Here is a 15,969-nt window from a genome sequence, read left to right as displayed (position 1 = left end):
ACGATGACATGCGCCTGTGCGCTGGTTTTTTCGAGGAATCATCTTCATGACTCCCCTATGTTCCCATTCAGGGCGGATGCTTTCTGCCGCCCTGGCACTCCTGCTGCCGGTGCTATCGGCGCAGGCGAATTCGCTCACGCTGGACGATGCGCTGCAACTTGCCGAGCGCAACGCACCTTCGCTTCAAGCACGCCAGGAACAGGCTTCCGCTGCACGTCACTCCGTTGTGCCAGCGGGTGAACTACCCGATCCACGACTGAATCTTGGCGTGCAGAACCTGCCGGTGGACGGCAGCGATCGATGGAGTACCAATCGAGACTTCATGACCATGCAGGTAGTCGGTTTTTCTCAGGAGGTGCCCAATCGCGACAAACGAAAAGCGCGGGTCGAAACCGCTCAGGCCACGGTCGAGCGGGCGGGTGCCGAAGCGCTGTTCGAGCGTCTGAAAGTGCGTGCAGCCACGGCACAAGCTTGGATTACCGCGTACACCCTGCAACGCAAACTGCAGCAGTTCGACAATCTGTTCAACGAAAACCGCCTGCTGGCAGCGGCGGTACGTGCACGCCTGGCCGCAGGGGGCGGCGCTTCCGCCGATGCCCTGGCCCCGGGCCAGGAGGCCGCGCAGCTGGAAGAGCGGAAGGACCAACTACTGACCCAAGCCACCCAGGCCCGCGCCGCACTTAAACGCTGGATCGGACAGGATGCCGACGCATTACAAGCGCCGACGTTTCCGCAGTGGCCGGTACGCGCACCTGACTACCTGCACACCCTGCACGCCCATCCGGAGTTGGCCGCCTATGGGGCCATGACCCGTGAGGCCCAAGCTCAGGTGCAGCAGGCCATCGCCGAGAAAAAGTCGGATTGGGGCTGGCAGGTTGACTACCAACGCCGCGGGCCCGAATTCAGCAACATGGTCAGCGTGCAGGTCAGTTTCCAGCTGCCACTGTTCAGCGGGTCGCGGCAAGACCCGATGATTGCCGCTCGCCAGGCCCAGGTAAGGCAACTGGAGGACGAACAGCAAGCAGCACTGCGTGAGCACACCGCGCAGCTCGAAGCTGACCTGGCGGAGTACCAACGCCTGCAAAGGGCGGTGACGCGCAGCCGCGAAACCTTGCTGCCGCTGGCCGAACAACGCGTCAGCCTGGCCTTGGCCGCCTACCGGGCAGGCAAGTCGGCGCTGGAAGAGGTAGTCACAGCGCGGCGTCAACGCATCGAAGCACGGTTACAGGATATCGACCTGCAAGGGCAGCTGGCGGCGACCGCCGCTCGCCTGCACTTCGTATATGGAGAGGTGCGTGCATGAACAACACGTCTATCGGTTTGATCACAGCACTCGCCCTGGCCATTGGCACCGGGACAGGCTATTGGCTGGGGCATCCTGGGCAACCTGCACAAGCACCCGCAGCAACAGCGGAACAGAAGCCATTGTATTGGTACGACCCGATGTACCCGCAGCAACACTTCCCAGCGCCCGGCAAGTCGCCGTTCATGGACATGCAACTGGAAGCGAAATACGCCGAAGAAGGCACAGATCCCGTGCAGCCTACGGTGCAAATCAGCCAAGGCGTACAACAGAACCTTGGGGTACGCCTGGCGACGGTGAGCCGTGGCCGGCTGCAGCGCAGCCTGCAGGTCAGCGGCGTACTGGCCTTCGATGAGCGGGATTTCAGTGTGCTCCAGGCACGCACCGCAGGCTTCGTTGAGCGCACCTATGGCCGAGCCACGGGGGATGTGGTGGCCAAAGGCGCGCCTCTGGCGGATGTACTGGCTCCGGAATGGGCTGGGCTGCAGGAAGAGTTTCTCGCGCTGCGCCACTTGGGTGATGTGCAGTTGCTAGCTGCAGCACGCCAGCGGCTGCTGCTGGCCGGTATGCCGGGTGAACTGGTCGACCGGGTCGCACGCAGCGGCAAGGTGCAGAACCTGGTAACACTGGTAGCACCGAGCGCCGGGGTCATCCAGGCGCTGGACCTGCGTCCAGGAATGACCGTGGCACCTGGCGCAACCCTGGTCCGCATCAATGGCATAGCGAATGTGTGGCTCGAAGCCGCTGTGCCGGAAGCTCAGGCAAGTGGCCTGCGCGAGGGGCAAGCAGTAGAGGCCCACTTGCCGGCTTATCCCGGCGAGACCGTTCTAGGCAAACTGACAGCTCTGCTCGCGGATGCAGACCTGCAAAGCCGTACCTTGCGCCTGCGCATTGAGCTACCCAACAAAGATGGTCGGCTACGGCCGGGAATGACCGCGCAGGTTGCGCTGCGCTCAGGCGAGAACGCCGATGACCTGCTGCTACCCGCCGAGGCCGTAATCCGCACGGGCAAACGTGATCTGGTGATGGTGGCCGAAGACCAAGGCCGTTTCCGCCCAGTGGAGGTGGTGCTAGGCCAGGAGAACGGCGGCCAGGTTGCCATCTTGAAAGGCCTGCAGGCCGGGCAAAAAGTCGTGGCATCCGGACAGTTCTTGATCGACTCCGAAGCCAGCCTAAAAGGTATCGAGGCGACCACCGCCTCGGACTCATCGGCCGCCTCGCAAATGCCCGAGTTGCATGAAGCAGACGGTCAAATTGTACAAATTGAAGGTAATCAGCTGACCATCGCCCATGGGCCTTTTGTCACCTTGGGAATGCCTGGGATGACCATGACTTTTCCAGTGGCCGACCCCACGCTGATTACCGGGCTCAAGGTGGGTGAGCGTATCCACTTTGGTATTCGGGAGCGCGACGATGGCATGGTCATCGAGCAGATCAATGCGCTGGAGAACCAGCCATGATCGAAAAACTGATTCGTTGGTCAGTGAGCAATCGCATACTGGTTCTGCTCTCCACTTTGTTCCTGGTGGCCTGGGGGATATTTTCGCTACGCAGCCTGCCGATCGATGCCTTGCCCGATCTGTCAGACGCCCAAGTGATCATCCGCACCTCCTACCCAGGACAAGCACCCCAGATCGTCGAAAACCAGGTCACCTACCCGCTGACCACCACCATGCTCTCGGTACCGGGAGCCAAGACCGTGCGCGGTTTTTCCGCCTTCGGCGACAGCTTCGTATACGTGCTGTTCGAGGATGGCACCGATCTGTATTGGGCGCGCTCTCGCGTTTTGGAGTACCTGAGTCAGGTTCAGTCGCGCCTGCCGGCCTCAGCCAAGCCAGCACTTGGGCCTGACGCCACAGGCGTTGGCTGGATCTACCAGTACGCTTTGGTCGACCGCAGTGGCAGGCATGATCTGGCACAGCTGCGCAGCCTGCAGGATTGGTTCCTGCGCTTTGAGCTCAAGACCGTACCGGATGTCGCTGAAGTGGCAAGCATTGGCGGCATGGTCAAGCAGTACCAGGTGGTACTCGACCCGCTGCGTATGGCCAGTCTCGGCATCACCCAGGGCGAGGTCGCAAACGCCATCGGCAAGGCCAATCAGGAAACGGGCGGTGGCGTGCTGGAACAGGGTGAGGCGGAATTCATGGTGCGGGCCTCAGGCTACCTGAAGACGCTGGACGACTTTCGCGCCATCCCCCTGCGCTTGGCTGCCAACAGTGCGCCGGTGACGCTGGGCGACGTTGCCAGAGTACAACTCGGGCCGGAAGCCCGGCGGGGCATTGGGGAGCTGGACGGCGAAGGCGAAGCCGTGGGCGGCGTGGTGATCCTGCGCAGCGGCAAGAATGCCCGGGAAGCCATCACCCGTGTGAAGGAAAAGCTCGAAACACTGAAGAAAAGCCTGCCCGCCGGCGTCGAGCTGGTGACTACCTATGACCGCAGCCAATTGATCGACCGCGCCGTGGACAACCTCAGTCATAAGTTGATCGAGGAGTTCATCGTGGTCGCACTGGTGTGTGCGGCCTTCCTGTGGCACCTGCGCTCGTCGCTGGTTGCGATCGTGTCATTGCCGGTGGGGGTGCTGATCGCGCTGATCATCATGCGGCACCAAGGCATCAACGCCAACATCATGTCTCTGGGCGGCATTGCCATCGCCATTGGCGCAATGGTCGATGCCGCTGTGGTGATGATCGAAAACGCGCACAAACGGGTCGAGGCCTGGCATGCCCGTCATCCGGGGCAGGTGCTGAGAGGAGCCGAGCACTGGCGGGTCATGACAGATGCCGCCGTGGAGGTCGGGCCGGCGCTGTTCTTCAGCCTGATGATCATCACCCTGTCTTTCGTGCCGGTGTTCACCTTGCAGGCCCAAGAGGGACGGCTGTTCGCGCCCCTGGCGTTCACCAAGACCTACGCCATGGCGGCCGCAGCGGGGCTGGCCGTGACATTGGTGCCGGTGCTGATGGGCTACTGGATCCGTGGGCCATTGCCTGCCGAGCAGCGTAATCCACTCAACCGTGGGCTGATTCGCGTGTACCGGCCGGCGCTGGAGGTCGTACTGCGTAGGCCGTGGTTGACGCTGTTGGGCGCGCTGGCGATCTTGCTCAGCAGCCTGTGGCCATTGAGCCACTTGGGTGGAGAATTCCTGCCGCCGCTGGACGAAGGTGACCTGCTGTACATGCCCTCGGCCCTGCCAGGCCTGTCGGCGCAAAAGGCCTCGGAGCTTCTTCAGCGCACCGATAGACTGATCCGCACGGTGCCGGAAGTCGTCAGTGTGTTCGGCAAGGCCGGTCGCGCAGAGTCGGCCACCGACCCTGCACCGTTGGAGATGTTCGAGACCATCGTGCGGCTCAAGCCCAAGGATCAGTGGCGGCCAGGAATGACCAGCGAGAAACTGGTCGAGGAACTCGACCGCACCGTACGCGTACCGGGCCTGACCAATATCTGGATTCCGCCGATCCGCAACCGTATCGACATGCTCGCCACCGGCATCAAGAGTCCGATTGGCGTAAAGGTGGCCGGCAGCGACCTGGCGCAGATCGACCGCACGACCCTGGCCGTCGAACGGGTAGCGAAGACTGTACCTGGCGTGACCTCGGCACTGGCCGAGCGGTTGACCGGCGGACGGTACGTCGATCTCGACATCGATCGCCAGGCTGCTGCCCGTTACGGCCTGAACATCGCCGACGTGCAAGCCATTGTCGCCGGCGCCATTGGTGGCGAAACCATCGGGGAGACGGTGGAAGGCCTGGCGCGTTACCCGATCAGCGTCCGCTACCCCCGCGAATGGCGCGATTCAGTCGAGGCACTGCGTCAGCTACCAATCTACACCGCTCAAGGTGGCCAGATAACCCTCGGCACCTTGGCCCGTGTGCGAATTGCCGAAGGCCCGCCGATGCTCAAGAGCGAGAACGCCCGCCCCTCTGGCTGGGTGTACATCGACGTTCGCGGCCGTGATCTGTCGTCTGTGGTCGCCGACCTGCGTCAGGCAGTTGACCGCGAAGTGAAGCTCGATCCAGGCGTCAGTCTGAGCTATTCAGGCCAGTTCGAGTATCTGGAGCGCGCCAACGCTCGGTTGGCCTGGGTGGTGCCGGCGACATTGGCCATCATCTTCGTCCTGCTGTATCTGACCTTTGGGCGCCTAGGTGAGGCGCTGCTGATCATGGGCACTCTGCCTTTCGCCCTCACCGGCGGTGTGTGGTTGCTGTACCTGATGGGTTTCAACCTGTCGGTAGCCACCGGCGTTGGCTTCATTGCCTTGGCCGGGGTCGCGGCGGAGTTCGGGGTGATCATGCTGATCTACCTGAATAACGCTTGGGCCGAGCGACAGGCCAATGGTGAGCCCACTCAGCCAGCTCTGCTTAAAGCCATTCGCGAGGGCGCGGTACAGCGCATCCGGCCGAAGGCGATGACCGTGGCAGTGATCGTTGCAGGCTTGCTGCCCATTCTCTGGAGCAGCGGGACCGGCAGCGAAGTGATGAGCCGCATCGCCGTACCCATGGTAGGCGGAATGCTGACCGCCCCCTTGCTCTCTCTCTTCGTTATTCCCGCAGCGTATTGGCTGATCCAGCGCCGCGCTCTTGTAGTCACTCACGATTCCACACCAGGAGAAATCCGATGAAGAAGCTCTACCTCAGTGTTGCACTGCTCGTCGCCTTTGCATCAGGCGCACAAGCTCAAGACCCCATGGCCGGGATGAACATGGATGGTATGGATATGAAGGAAGTCCAATCATCACCTGCCGCTCACGCTGAAGGGACGGTAAAGGCCATAAACGCCCAGGGCGGCAAAGTGACCCTAATGCATGGGCCGGTGGCGGCGCTGAAATGGCCAGCCATGACCATGGGCTTCAAGGCCACCGCGCAGCAGCTGGAAAAGTTGAAGGTGGGAGATAAGGTAGCGTTTGACTTCAGGATGGACGGCAGCAGCGCGACGATTGTTGATATCCGTAAGGAGTAAATCGTCTAGCCCATAACTATCAGCGAGAAACCGCCCACAGCACTGATCGCCATAGGCAATTCCCGAGCAATGCTCGGGAGTTGGGCAGCAGATGACCACCTATCCCAACAAAACTCCCAGCTTTCCAGATGATCACATTGGAAAAATGGGGGAGCTCAGGCCTCCACCTTCACCAAAAAACGCTCGATCTCAGCAGCGGTGCTGCGGGCTGTACGGGTCACTCCGATCAAGGTCGCCGAGGCAGAACCAGTCCACTCGCCATAGCCGACCAGCCACAGTCTAGGCTCACTCACAGATTGGGTCCCTTCGACTTCTACACGCCCTTGCTCAGTAACAACCCAAAGGCTGGAGGTGTCCCAAGGCGGGTTTGAACCCGGTGCACCAGATCACCGCATCGACTGCGGTCTCCGAGCCGTCTGCCCAGACCACACCGTCAGGGGTGAAACGAGCGAAGGGTCTCACCGCGTGCAGAACGCCTCGCTCTCGCGCCTCCACTACAGGCGGGACCATCACCACATCGCCCAAACCGCCGACCGGCTGCTCAATAACACGTCCCTCCATCTGCGCTTTCCAGCGCTCCGTAGCCCGCTCGAACAGCACTCGGCCATCCACATCGTCAGGTAGGAAGAGTGGATCGGTGGGTGTTACCCAGGTCGCATCCGCTACTTTTGAAACCTCTGCGAGAATCTGCGCGCCGGAGTTGCCACCGCCGACGACCAGCACGCGTTTACCAGAGAAGGCCTGCGGTTCAACGTAGTCAGCCGAATGCAGCTGTTGGCCACGGAACAGCTCAGCGCCTGGGTAGGAAGGTATGTTCGGATTGCTCCAAGTACCTGTGGCACTGACCACAGCTTTGGCATCCCAATGGCTAGACTCTGAATGGACACGTAACGCGCCGGTAACGCGCTCGATTGAGGTGACGCGCACTGGCCGTTCGATTGGAAACTGATAGCGCGCCTCATACTGGGTCAGGTAGTCGATGACATGCTCGCGAGACGGATAGCCATCCTGGACAGCTGGCATCATCCAACCGGGAATGGAGCTCCACGTGGCCGGCGAGAACAGCCGCAGGGAATTCCAACCGTGTCGCCAAGCCCCGCCGGCCGCCTCCTCGGCATCGAGCACGATGAACGAAAGCTCCGTGCGGCGAAGGAAATAGGCAGTTGCCAAAGCCGCTTGCCCCCGCCAATGATGACTACATCCCACACCCGCTCTCCATAAGCCGTCATTCCAACCCCCTTCGAAACAGTGATGGGGAACATCATTTCAGAAAGCGGAGCTGAATTCTAACCAAAGCCATACCCAGCTCAGGCACACTAAGTGGCACTGTTCGCAACCGACTGATCAAGCCGAATGCAATTGGGTGGTCGAGTCGAATGCAAACAGATGGTCGAATGATCGCAACTACCCTCCGGCCCTCCTCCCGCATGTAGGTGGCCAGCTCGCGGCAAATCGGCAGCGCTCAACGCGCCTTGCCGGCAGGGCAAGATAGTTTGTAGCCTACGGGTTCCCTCAACGGAGAAACCTGATGTCCTCCAGCAACGAAAGCAACACCCCTGACAAAAAAGACGACTCGCTCCCGACGCCTGGGTTGACGGTGATCAACCCCAACTTCTCTTTTGACTCCAAGGAGCGGGATGTCGCGGCGGCCCTCAAACGTCTCCCAAAACTACGCTCCGACCTGCACACTGACCTCGTTCAACTGATCAATGAGGGCAAGTCGGTCGATGAGGCAGTGCGGATCATCAAGCGCAAGATAGATAGCGAACCCAAAGGGCCAGGCGAGGATTGATACACACAGCCCCGCATGACTGCTCCTGCGGGGCTACGCGGAGCCAGCTCGCCTAAAACGGTCCTTGGATTTCTTCCGGGTAGGGCTTCAGAGTCAACATCCACGCATTAATACGCTGGTGGCTGATCAGGAGAACCAAAATTGTTGCGGCCGGACCATCACGCGCTCAAACGAGCGATCATCTATGTCATTGCTAAGCCTGCAAAATCGCTGCATTCGACTTTTTGGGAAAGTGGGAGAGTGGCTTGGGAGTGACTTGCACCCTCCACCCCTGCGATCCAAAAAGCTTCCATCCGCTCAGCATCCGAGATGATCCAGCCATGCTAGCCCATCCATGACACTGCTGGCCGCTTGCATCGCCTGACATAAGGCAAGCAGGTTTTCTAAATCCAGCCCCTCGCATTGGACGCTCAGCCCCTGCTGACTATTGACAATGCCCTCACAGAGAGTGATACAAGCAAAAAGCTAGCAATGGCCATGTGCCACTCGAAATGATAGCTTGACGCTGCTATTAGGCAGGGACGTCTATTGAGGCTGAAGGCGACCGTGCTTTACATCAACCGTGCAGGCAGCGCACATGGAGCAGGAATTGTCAGATGGTCGACTTCAATTCGAAGCTTTTGAATATCTCACAAGAGAGCAAAATTGACCCGCTCGAGCTTTATGAAACGTTGGACAGAGCTAGCGACAAAGGTCCTCTGAGAGAGGCACAGCAAGAAGTTCTTACCGAATGGCACACAAACCATCGCACTCAACGAGACACAATTGTTAAGCTGCATACTGGCCAAGGCAAAACATTAATAGGACTGCTGATGCTGCAGTCTTTGATAAATGAAAAAAAAGGCCCCGCACTCTACATATGCCCTGACAACTTACTTATAAGCCAGACAAAAGAGCAAGCGAAGTTATTCGGCATTAAAGTATGCGATGACTCCGACGACATACCTGACGAATTTACAAGCGGCGAAAAAATTTACGTCACATCTGTCCAAAAGCTTTTCAATGGCGTCACAAAATTCTCACTTGGAGCTAGATCCCTCAAAGTTGAATCCATCTTAATGGATGATGCCCATGCCTGCGCCGACAGAATCCGAAGCGCATGCTCCCTTAAAATACCTCAAGACGAGCACGCTTACAGCGAGTTGTTATCTTTATTCGCTCATCATTTAACAAGACAGGGTGAAGGGACTTTTGCAGACATCGAAAACAAGAGGTACGGCTCATACCTTCCCGTTCCATATTGGGCATGGTTAGACAACATTGAAGAAATCGCAAGAATACTGTCTCGACACCAGGATAAAAAAAGCATTCGATATACTTGGCCACTTATTAAAGACCGACTAAATCAGTGCCAGTGTATAATTTCCGGCTCCAGCATTGAAATTGAGCCATATATAGCACCACTCGAAATGTTTGGATCCTACTGGAAGGCCAACCACCGAATTTTCATGTCGGCTACAGTTACTGATGACGCTTTTCTTGTTAAGGGGCTAAGGCTCACTCCAGGGACAATTACATCACCGCTAACCTATGCCAAAGAAAAATGGTCCGGGGAAAAAATGGTCCTTATCCCGTCCCTCATGGACGAGTCTTTGGATAGAGAGACTCTGGTGAAATATTTTGGCAACGCCTGGCCCAAGACAGACTTTGGCCGAGTTGCATTAGTCAACAGCTTTAATAATAGTAGAGACTGGAGTAGCTACGGGGCATTAATTGCGGATGCGGAAAGCATCCAGTTACGATTGGCTGAGCTCAAAAATAAGAATTATGAGAAAGCCTTGGTGCTAGTCAATAGGTACGATGGAATTGACCTACCAGATAATGACTGTCGGATCTTGATTTTTGATGGGAAGCCGTACTCCCAAAACCTTGTTGATTTGTACGAAGAAGATTGTCGCCCAGATGCTGAGGCCACAATGATGCGAGCGGTACGATCTGTCGAGCAGGGTCTCGGTAGATGCGTACGGGGGGAAAAAGATTACGCTGCCGCAGTCCTAACTGGACCCGAGCTAATACGACTCATCCGAGATAAAAACTCTAGAAAATACCTCTCGTCTCAGGTTGCTACGCAACTAGAAATCGGCATCGAAATTTCGATGATGGCTCGAGAGGATGTCAGCGCTTCAGACCCTCGAAAAGCATTTATCGGAATGCTCAGTCAAAGCTTACAAAGAGATAGCGGCTGGAAAAATTATTACGTTCAACGAATGCAGTCAGTAAAAGAACGAGGCGCAAACCAGCTGCTGCTCAAAATCTATAAAGACGAGCTGGACGCGGAGCTACTCTACCAGCAAGGTAAACATACCGAAGCCGTTGCTGCCATCCAAGCGATCGTTGACTCCAATATTTTGGGACAGGAAGACCGGGGCTGGTATCTCCAGCTCATGGCTCGGTATAGCTATTTGCATCAGCGCGATCAATCGAATAAGTACCAAGTCGTCGCTCACCGTTCAAATCCTTTATTACTTGCACCGATATCTGGAGTCTCATTCAGCAAGCTCACAACGTCAAGCCAAGGCAGGCTGGAGCGCATTAAGTCCTGGACTGCCAACTTTGGCTCCTACGAGCAATTAAACCTACACCTAACAGAAATCTTGGACACATTAAGCTTTGGTAAGAAAGCAGACAAATTCGAAGATGCGCTAGACAAACTCAGCTTTGCATTAGGCTTCAAAGGTGAGCGCCCCGACAAGATTTGGAAAGAAGGTCCCGACAACCTTTGGGCAGTTAACGACACTGATTATTTGCTATGGGAGTGCAAGAACGATGCACTCCCTAACAAAGCGAAAATCGACAAGCGCGAATCAGAACAAATGAACAGATCTTGCGCCTGGTTCACTAAGCATTATAACGGCGGCAAGTCCCTGAATATCATCGTCCACCCAAGCAACAACCTTGAGAGTGCAGGTGCGTTTCTAAATGAAGTGGTAGTCCTGAAAGAAAAACCACTGAATAAACTCAAGATCCAGATCTCTAACTTCTTTAAAACTTTTGAGCACCAGGACTTTAAAGACCTGTCTGAACGGCAAATTAATGAAAACTTAAATGCCTATGGCCTTACCGCCACAAAAATTATTGAAGACTTTACTGTAGCTGTACGGGACCATAAAGACTAAGCAGAGAGCGTCAGCTAGGGCTAAAGCTTAAGTAGCCCTAGCCTCTCGCACAAATTTGTATTTTCGAGTACTGGCAATATGGATATCCATAAGCATTTCAAGACACTGTGGTGGCTAGCTTTGCTAGCGCTAATCGGCTACTACTTATTCAGCCGGCTAGACAAACTCCAATCAGGGACACCCTCATGGTTCGACGCTCTTGCTTTCGTGGTTTGGGTAGCGCTGAGTATCGGGCCGTTTTACTCCGAAATTGAGCTACCAGGAGTAAAACTCAAAAAAGAAGTAACACAATTAAAAGAAAACATGTCAGCAGAGATTGCATCCATTAAATCGTCCATACAACAAAGCAACGATCAACGCCAGATAACCAATATTGGATTCCCTTTGACTCCCGCACCAGATTCTAAGCTACACGATATAGGTGAAGCGGTTAAACGGGCGGTATCTGAATACATGTCAGAATCTGGAGAACCCCCTAAGAAAAATCCAACCGAAAAGCATTCTCGCGACAACGAAGACATCCCCGATGATGCTAAAACCCTGTTCGCTGGCAGATATGCACTGGAAAGTCGAATCAGGGAGATTTACAGACCGTATGCTCAGAACATTACAAATCGCAAAGAACCGATAAACCGAATCATTCGAGAATTGGCCGGACTTGGAATATTGCCCCAAGAGCTCGTATCACCAATTATGGAAATATATGCAATATGTTCCGCAGCCATACACGGCGAGGATACGACACCAGCAAAGGTCAGATTCGTACAAGAAACCATACCTGAACTAACAACCGCTCTAGACGCCATATCTGCCAACTTAGAGCTAAAGCGTTACTGGTCATCCCCTAAAATACGAGCAGGAATTGATGCAACCGCACTAAACTGCACACCTTAGCACTGCACCACCAACATACAAACTTGACAAAATCAAAGCCGTCAACCTGAATTATCAGGTCAATCAGAGCAAGAGCAGGTTAGTAGTGAGATGTTGTTCGAAAACTTCAAGGAGACAGATCGATGATTCTGTATAAATACTACGATGCACGCGGCGGTCGCGAGGCGTTGAAAAGCCGCAGACTGGGATTTCGTACCCCTTCGAACTTCAATGATCCTTTTGAACTAACCGCTCTATCCAACGGCGATGGGCCGCTATCGAAGATGCACACCTTGCGCGATCAGATTGAGCAATTGAAGAACCAGATCGTGATCCTCAGCTTGACCCGTAGCCCGTTTAACCCCCTGATGTGGGCTCACTATGGCAAAGAACATACCGGCGTGGTCATCGCCTATGACGTTAGCGGTCAGTTCCTGAATTCGCAGGAGTACAACCTAATCCCTGCGGATACGGGAGACGTCATTTACACGCACACAAAATCGCCATTCAAAATGACACCCGAAACCATGGATACACTGCAGCGCGTCTACCAGCAAGGCTTTGGAGCACCGGCTACCCAGACCTACGAGCAGCAAGCACTGGCTCGGCGTTTGTTCCTGACAAAGCATGCCAGTTGGGTTTACGAGGAAGAAGTACGCGTCGTAAAGATCGCGGACAACCTGCTCGAAGAAAACGAGGTTTTTCTAGGAGACCCACTTCGTGCTTACGTTTCAGGTGAAGGCTTGCCCCTTGGCTTGCACTTGTATCGGCAAAAAGTTCCCATCAAGGCCGTTTACCTAGGTGCAAAAAATTCGTTAGCCAGCGACCCTGTTGCACGTCTTGAACTCCAAATTCTTAACTGCCCGGTTCATCAGCTCGAAGTCGATGACACCTCATGGGACCTTGCTCCAAAGCAGTTGGTTTTTTGAGGCGTTCGTAATCCTCGAAGCTACTGCGACTAAGTGGTTTGTACGCGTGGAACCAAGGGGTGAAATCAATGCGTAAGCGAATCGCGGAATGGAAGCGAGTTTTTGAGACCGAAGAGAACGCCATCACTAAGGCGTTGAATCAAATGGCGTGGGACATCGCGACGTATTCATGTGTCGTAGAAATGGTGCGCCAGGCCCCCACGGTCTGCGGTGAAAAACAGCTGAACGTTTTGATCATGGACATGCTAGCTAGCGGATTCTGGGCAGGAACTATGCAGGGTATCCGCAGACTCGTAGAGGTCGAGCCTATTCGCGGCCCGAGGAGCGTGTGCTCATTAGGTAGCTTAATCGCCGACATCCGCGCCTCGCGTGGAAAGCTCACGCGCCTGGTATACGTCAGGGATATCGCTGAGCTGAATTACAATTACCGCAGCACACACGCCGCTTATGACAAATTTGCCACTGAGCAACTCCAGCAGGGAAACCCCACCTACAAATGCCCCACAGCACCGTCGATGCTGAGCCCCCATTTCTCGCTGGAGCTCACCACCATGATGCGTCCCGACGCCAAGGTGCAGAAGGTCTACCTCTATCCCAAGCCCGTCGACTTCCGCAAATCCATCAACGGTCTGGCCGCGCTGGTCGAGCTGGACATCAAGGTCGAAGTGTTCAACCCGGTGCTGTTCGTGTTCCTCAGGCTTCGGCACGCAACGTCCTTTGATCTGGATCCTCACTACCGCCGGCCAATTTGGAGGCACCGTCATGTCAGTGAAAGTCGAGCATCTGACCAGCCAGAGTGAAGAGAGCTGGACGGTCCGCTTTGGTATCCGCCGGGTGCAGTTTCGCCACGAGCGTTGCGCCAGGGAGTTCGCGGCCAAACTGAAGGAACGGATTGAGGCGCCGCATAGCTATCCGCGCATGGTGAACACCGGCACGGGTTGGTCCATCAAGTGAGCTGTACGACCAGCCGCAAGATCGACCAGTTGCGTCGACAGATCCCGGCATTCGCCTGCGAGCCCGGCTGCCACGATTGCTGCGGCCCAGTGACCGTGTCGTCCGAGGAAATGTCGCGACTACCCGCAAAAAGTGACGCTGAGCATGACGCAGCTTTAGCGCAATGGAACTGCGTGCATCTCGGTACGCAAGGCTGCGAAGCCTACGAGCAGCGCCCGTTGATCTGTCGCCTATTCGGGACTACCCCGAGCTTGCCCTGCCCACGCGGTCGTGGGCCGGAAACGCCGACGGAGGCGCATGTTGTACGCCAGGTGCATGAACTGATTGCCAGCACCCGCCAAGTACTGGTTTAGCCGGCCAGCGCGAGGAGCCTTGGGTGGTAGAAGCCACTGCACAGACACCTTCAGCATCTCCCGTGGCGAGATCGCTGCGCGACAGAATGTTCACCACGTCTCGCCTGCAAACCAGACTACCTCTCCATCGGCATCGCTTGCACTCCGTGCTGGTGAATCCGCTTTTCGCCAATTAGCTCTATACGCCCAGATCGGCAACGGCAACGGCAGCGGGAACGGCCCGGTCCGGCCCTACAGCCACCTGCGACCCCGCGCTTGATAGGTCATTAAGTCCTTTCCAAACAGGGACGCCAGTGCGCGTTCTTCCGGAATGATCTGGAAGCGATTCATTCCCATCCAATTTGACCCCAGGACAGTTGCTCGTGGGTCTGCATGTCTGACAGCGCGCCGTTGTTAGACAAGAACTGAACGAGCTCTGCTCAGACGGATGGCCTGCTCAGCATTTAACACCTCATCAAGACTACCCACCGAAAGCGAAGTGAATTACTCGCCCTTGCGTGCCTGACTGCGCCATTGTCCCGGCGTCATCCCCATCCTGTCGGTGAACACACGCCGGAATGCCGATACGGATTGGTATCCGACAGACTCGGCCACCGCCTCGGTGGTTATCGCAGGCTTCTTCAGCTCGTTTGCGGCCAGGCTCATTCGGATATCGGTCAACAGTTCGACGGCCGAGCGCCCCAGCGCGTCCTGAAAGTGCCGCATGAAGGTGGCGCGTGACATGCTGCACAAGTCGGCCAGATCAGGCAGATTCCACGCCCGGGCCGGATCGGCGAACATGGCTGAAATGGCCGGGGCCAGCCGTGGATGGCCGGCCAGCGCCAACAAGCCTGCCGAGGCTTGCGCGGATTCGCTCGCCGCGCGCAGTACCAGGGTGAACAGCGCCGAGCTAAGCGCGTTGAGGATGGCGCGTCCGCCTGGTTTGTCGCCTGTGGACTCCATGCGCATCAGCCCGACGAGACTGGCCAGGTGATTCGAAGCGGACACGATGCCCTCTTCACTCTGGCTGTCCATGGCCCGTACCACCAGATTGGTGGGGAGATAATTGCGAATCAGCCGATCATGGGGTGGTCCGATGAAAAATCGCCCACACAACAGGTCCAGATGCTCGCCCTGGCCATCATTCTCGCTGAGTATCCATCCTGCAGAACCTTGGCGATTGCGGGTAAGCCCTGGCGGATGGCCGCTGCCATCGTGCAGTACGTGCGCCGACCCGTGAGGCAACAGCACGATATCTCCGCTCACCAGCTCCCTGGCCGTCTCCCTCTCCGGATGTTCGATAATGGCCCGGCCCTTGAGCACGACGTGGTAGGGAATCTCGTGCGCCGCGGACTGAGCCCACTCCACGCGCCATGGGGCACCGTAGGCACAGCGCACCTCCAGCCGACCGGTGATGGTGATCATTTGCAGGAGATTGCTCAGCCAGTCGATTTGGGACATAAGACCTCGGGGAACTTGAAACGCTAAAGCATCTTATTGCAGTTGCACACCGGTTGTACGCCCCAGGTCCGAGTGCGTGCGCTGATTAGACCAACGGCGCGCGAACTTTGCGGAAACTGGTCGGCGCCGGGTTCTTTCTCGCGGGCGGCGCCGTCATGAAAGTTGCGCGCCAACCTAGCAACTTTCTATTGCGAAATAGCCGGGATCGCAGAGGGTAGCGATGCACCGAACAGATCCTCGGACGGACAGGCATCAA

12 protein-coding genes and 2 pseudogenes are annotated in these 15,969 nt (G+C 56.5%); 11 read left to right on the top strand and 3 right to left on the bottom strand.

The features are described from left to right. Positions 1-46 precede the first annotated feature (46 nt). From Q9451_RS33905 to Q9451_RS33890, 4 genes are read left to right on the top strand one after another with little or no spacing between them, the layout of a single operon-like run. Positions 47-1,303: a TolC family protein gene (locus Q9451_RS33905; RefSeq protein ID WP_311165539.1), complete on the top strand. Its 1,257-nt coding sequence runs from the start codon at positions 47-49 to the stop codon at positions 1,301-1,303. Beyond that, complete coding sequence (locus Q9451_RS33900; protein ID WP_311165538.1) at positions 1,300-2,763, top strand: efflux RND transporter periplasmic adaptor subunit; 1,464 nt, start codon at positions 1,300-1,302, stop codon at positions 2,761-2,763. Before Q9451_RS33905 ends, Q9451_RS33900 begins: the two co-directional genes overlap by 4 nt. Next, positions 2,760-5,918, top strand: a complete 3,159-nt coding sequence (locus Q9451_RS33895) for an efflux RND transporter permease subunit (protein WP_345960719.1) — start codon at positions 2,760-2,762, stop codon at positions 5,916-5,918. Before Q9451_RS33900 ends, Q9451_RS33895 begins: the two co-directional genes overlap by 4 nt. Continuing rightward, a complete protein-coding gene (locus tag Q9451_RS33890) occupies positions 5,915-6,256 on the top strand; it encodes a copper-binding protein (RefSeq protein WP_311165536.1) in 342 nt (113 codons plus the stop codon). The genes Q9451_RS33895 and Q9451_RS33890 overlap by 4 nt, the downstream gene beginning before the upstream one ends. 155 nt (positions 6,257-6,411) lie before the next feature. On the opposite strand, the pseudogene Q9451_RS33885 reads toward Q9451_RS33890, so the two are convergent. Then, a pseudogene (locus tag Q9451_RS33885) lies at positions 6,412-7,485 on the bottom strand (ArsO family NAD(P)H-dependent flavin-containing monooxygenase). A gap of 299 nt (positions 7,486-7,784) precedes the next feature. Between Q9451_RS33885 and Q9451_RS33880 the strand changes: the two are divergent. From Q9451_RS33880 to Q9451_RS33850, 7 genes are all read left to right on the top strand, one after another. Then, positions 7,785-8,048, top strand: coding sequence for a hypothetical protein (locus Q9451_RS33880; RefSeq protein ID WP_210172144.1), 264 nt, complete (start codon positions 7,785-7,787; stop codon positions 8,046-8,048). Between the two features lie 596 nt (positions 8,049-8,644). Next, positions 8,645-11,164, top strand: a complete 2,520-nt coding sequence (locus Q9451_RS33875; RefSeq protein ID WP_311165535.1) for a DEAD/DEAH box helicase family protein — start codon at positions 8,645-8,647, stop codon at positions 11,162-11,164. Positions 11,165-11,242: 78 nt separating this feature from the next. Then, on the top strand, positions 11,243-12,058 hold the full coding sequence (locus Q9451_RS33870; protein ID WP_311165534.1) for a hypothetical protein: 816 nt from the start codon (positions 11,243-11,245) through the stop codon (positions 12,056-12,058). A gap of 122 nt (positions 12,059-12,180) precedes the next feature. Beyond that, positions 12,181-12,966, top strand: coding sequence for a DUF2971 domain-containing protein (locus Q9451_RS33865; protein ID WP_311165533.1), 786 nt, complete (start codon positions 12,181-12,183; stop codon positions 12,964-12,966). Between the two features lie 68 nt (positions 12,967-13,034). After that, positions 13,035-13,766 carry an IS66 family insertion sequence element accessory protein TnpB gene (tnpB, locus tag Q9451_RS33860; RefSeq protein WP_311165532.1) on the top strand — a complete coding sequence of 244 codons (732 nt, stop codon included), beginning with the start codon at positions 13,035-13,037 and terminating at the stop codon, positions 13,764-13,766. Beyond that, complete coding sequence (locus tag Q9451_RS33855) at positions 13,729-13,920, top strand: hypothetical protein (RefSeq protein ID WP_311165531.1); 192 nt, start codon at positions 13,729-13,731, stop codon at positions 13,918-13,920. The genes tnpB and Q9451_RS33855 overlap by 38 nt, the downstream gene beginning before the upstream one ends. Further along, on the top strand, positions 13,917-14,273 hold the full coding sequence (locus Q9451_RS33850) for a YkgJ family cysteine cluster protein (RefSeq protein ID WP_311165530.1): 357 nt from the start codon (positions 13,917-13,919) through the stop codon (positions 14,271-14,273). Before Q9451_RS33855 ends, Q9451_RS33850 begins: the two co-directional genes overlap by 4 nt. Before the next feature lie 231 nt (positions 14,274-14,504). Here Q9451_RS33850 and Q9451_RS33845 read toward each other — a convergent pair. Further along, positions 14,505-14,609: pseudogene (locus Q9451_RS33845) on the bottom strand (isoprenylcysteine carboxylmethyltransferase family protein); the annotation flags it as partial. Between the two features lie 147 nt (positions 14,610-14,756). Beyond that, a complete protein-coding gene (locus Q9451_RS33840; RefSeq protein ID WP_311165529.1) occupies positions 14,757-15,713 on the bottom strand; it encodes an AraC family transcriptional regulator in 957 nt (318 codons plus the stop codon). Between the last annotated feature and the right edge of the window lie 256 nt (positions 15,714-15,969).

The organism is Pseudomonas sp. NY8896 (assembly GCF_039634505.1).
The sequence above is the reverse complement of the archived record's forward strand: the minus strand, read 5'-3'. Positions and strand labels throughout refer to the sequence as shown.

Coding starts and splice junctions, on each gene's coding strand:
- Q9451_RS33895 (WP_345960719.1), top strand. CDS start 2,760: ATGATCGAAAAACTGATTCGTTGGTCAGTGAGCAATCGCATACTGGTT.
- Q9451_RS33865 (WP_311165533.1), top strand. CDS start 12,181: ATGATTCTGTATAAATACTACGATGCACGCGGCGGTCGCGAGGCGTTG.
- Q9451_RS33890 (WP_311165536.1), top strand. CDS start 5,915: ATGAAGAAGCTCTACCTCAGTGTTGCACTGCTCGTCGCCTTTGCATCA.
- Q9451_RS33875 (WP_311165535.1), top strand. CDS start 8,645: ATGGTCGACTTCAATTCGAAGCTTTTGAATATCTCACAAGAGAGCAAA.
- Q9451_RS33870 (WP_311165534.1), top strand. CDS start 11,243: ATGGATATCCATAAGCATTTCAAGACACTGTGGTGGCTAGCTTTGCTA.
- Q9451_RS33900 (WP_311165538.1), top strand. CDS start 1,300: ATGAACAACACGTCTATCGGTTTGATCACAGCACTCGCCCTGGCCATT.
- Q9451_RS33905 (WP_311165539.1), top strand. CDS start 47: ATGACTCCCCTATGTTCCCATTCAGGGCGGATGCTTTCTGCCGCCCTG.
- Q9451_RS33855 (WP_311165531.1), top strand. CDS start 13,729: ATGTCAGTGAAAGTCGAGCATCTGACCAGCCAGAGTGAAGAGAGCTGG.
- tnpB (WP_311165532.1), top strand. CDS start 13,035: ATGCGTAAGCGAATCGCGGAATGGAAGCGAGTTTTTGAGACCGAAGAG.
- Q9451_RS33880 (WP_210172144.1), top strand. CDS start 7,785: ATGTCCTCCAGCAACGAAAGCAACACCCCTGACAAAAAAGACGACTCG.
- Q9451_RS33840 (WP_311165529.1), bottom strand. CDS start 15,713: ATGTCCCAAATCGACTGGCTGAGCAATCTCCTGCAAATGATCACCATC.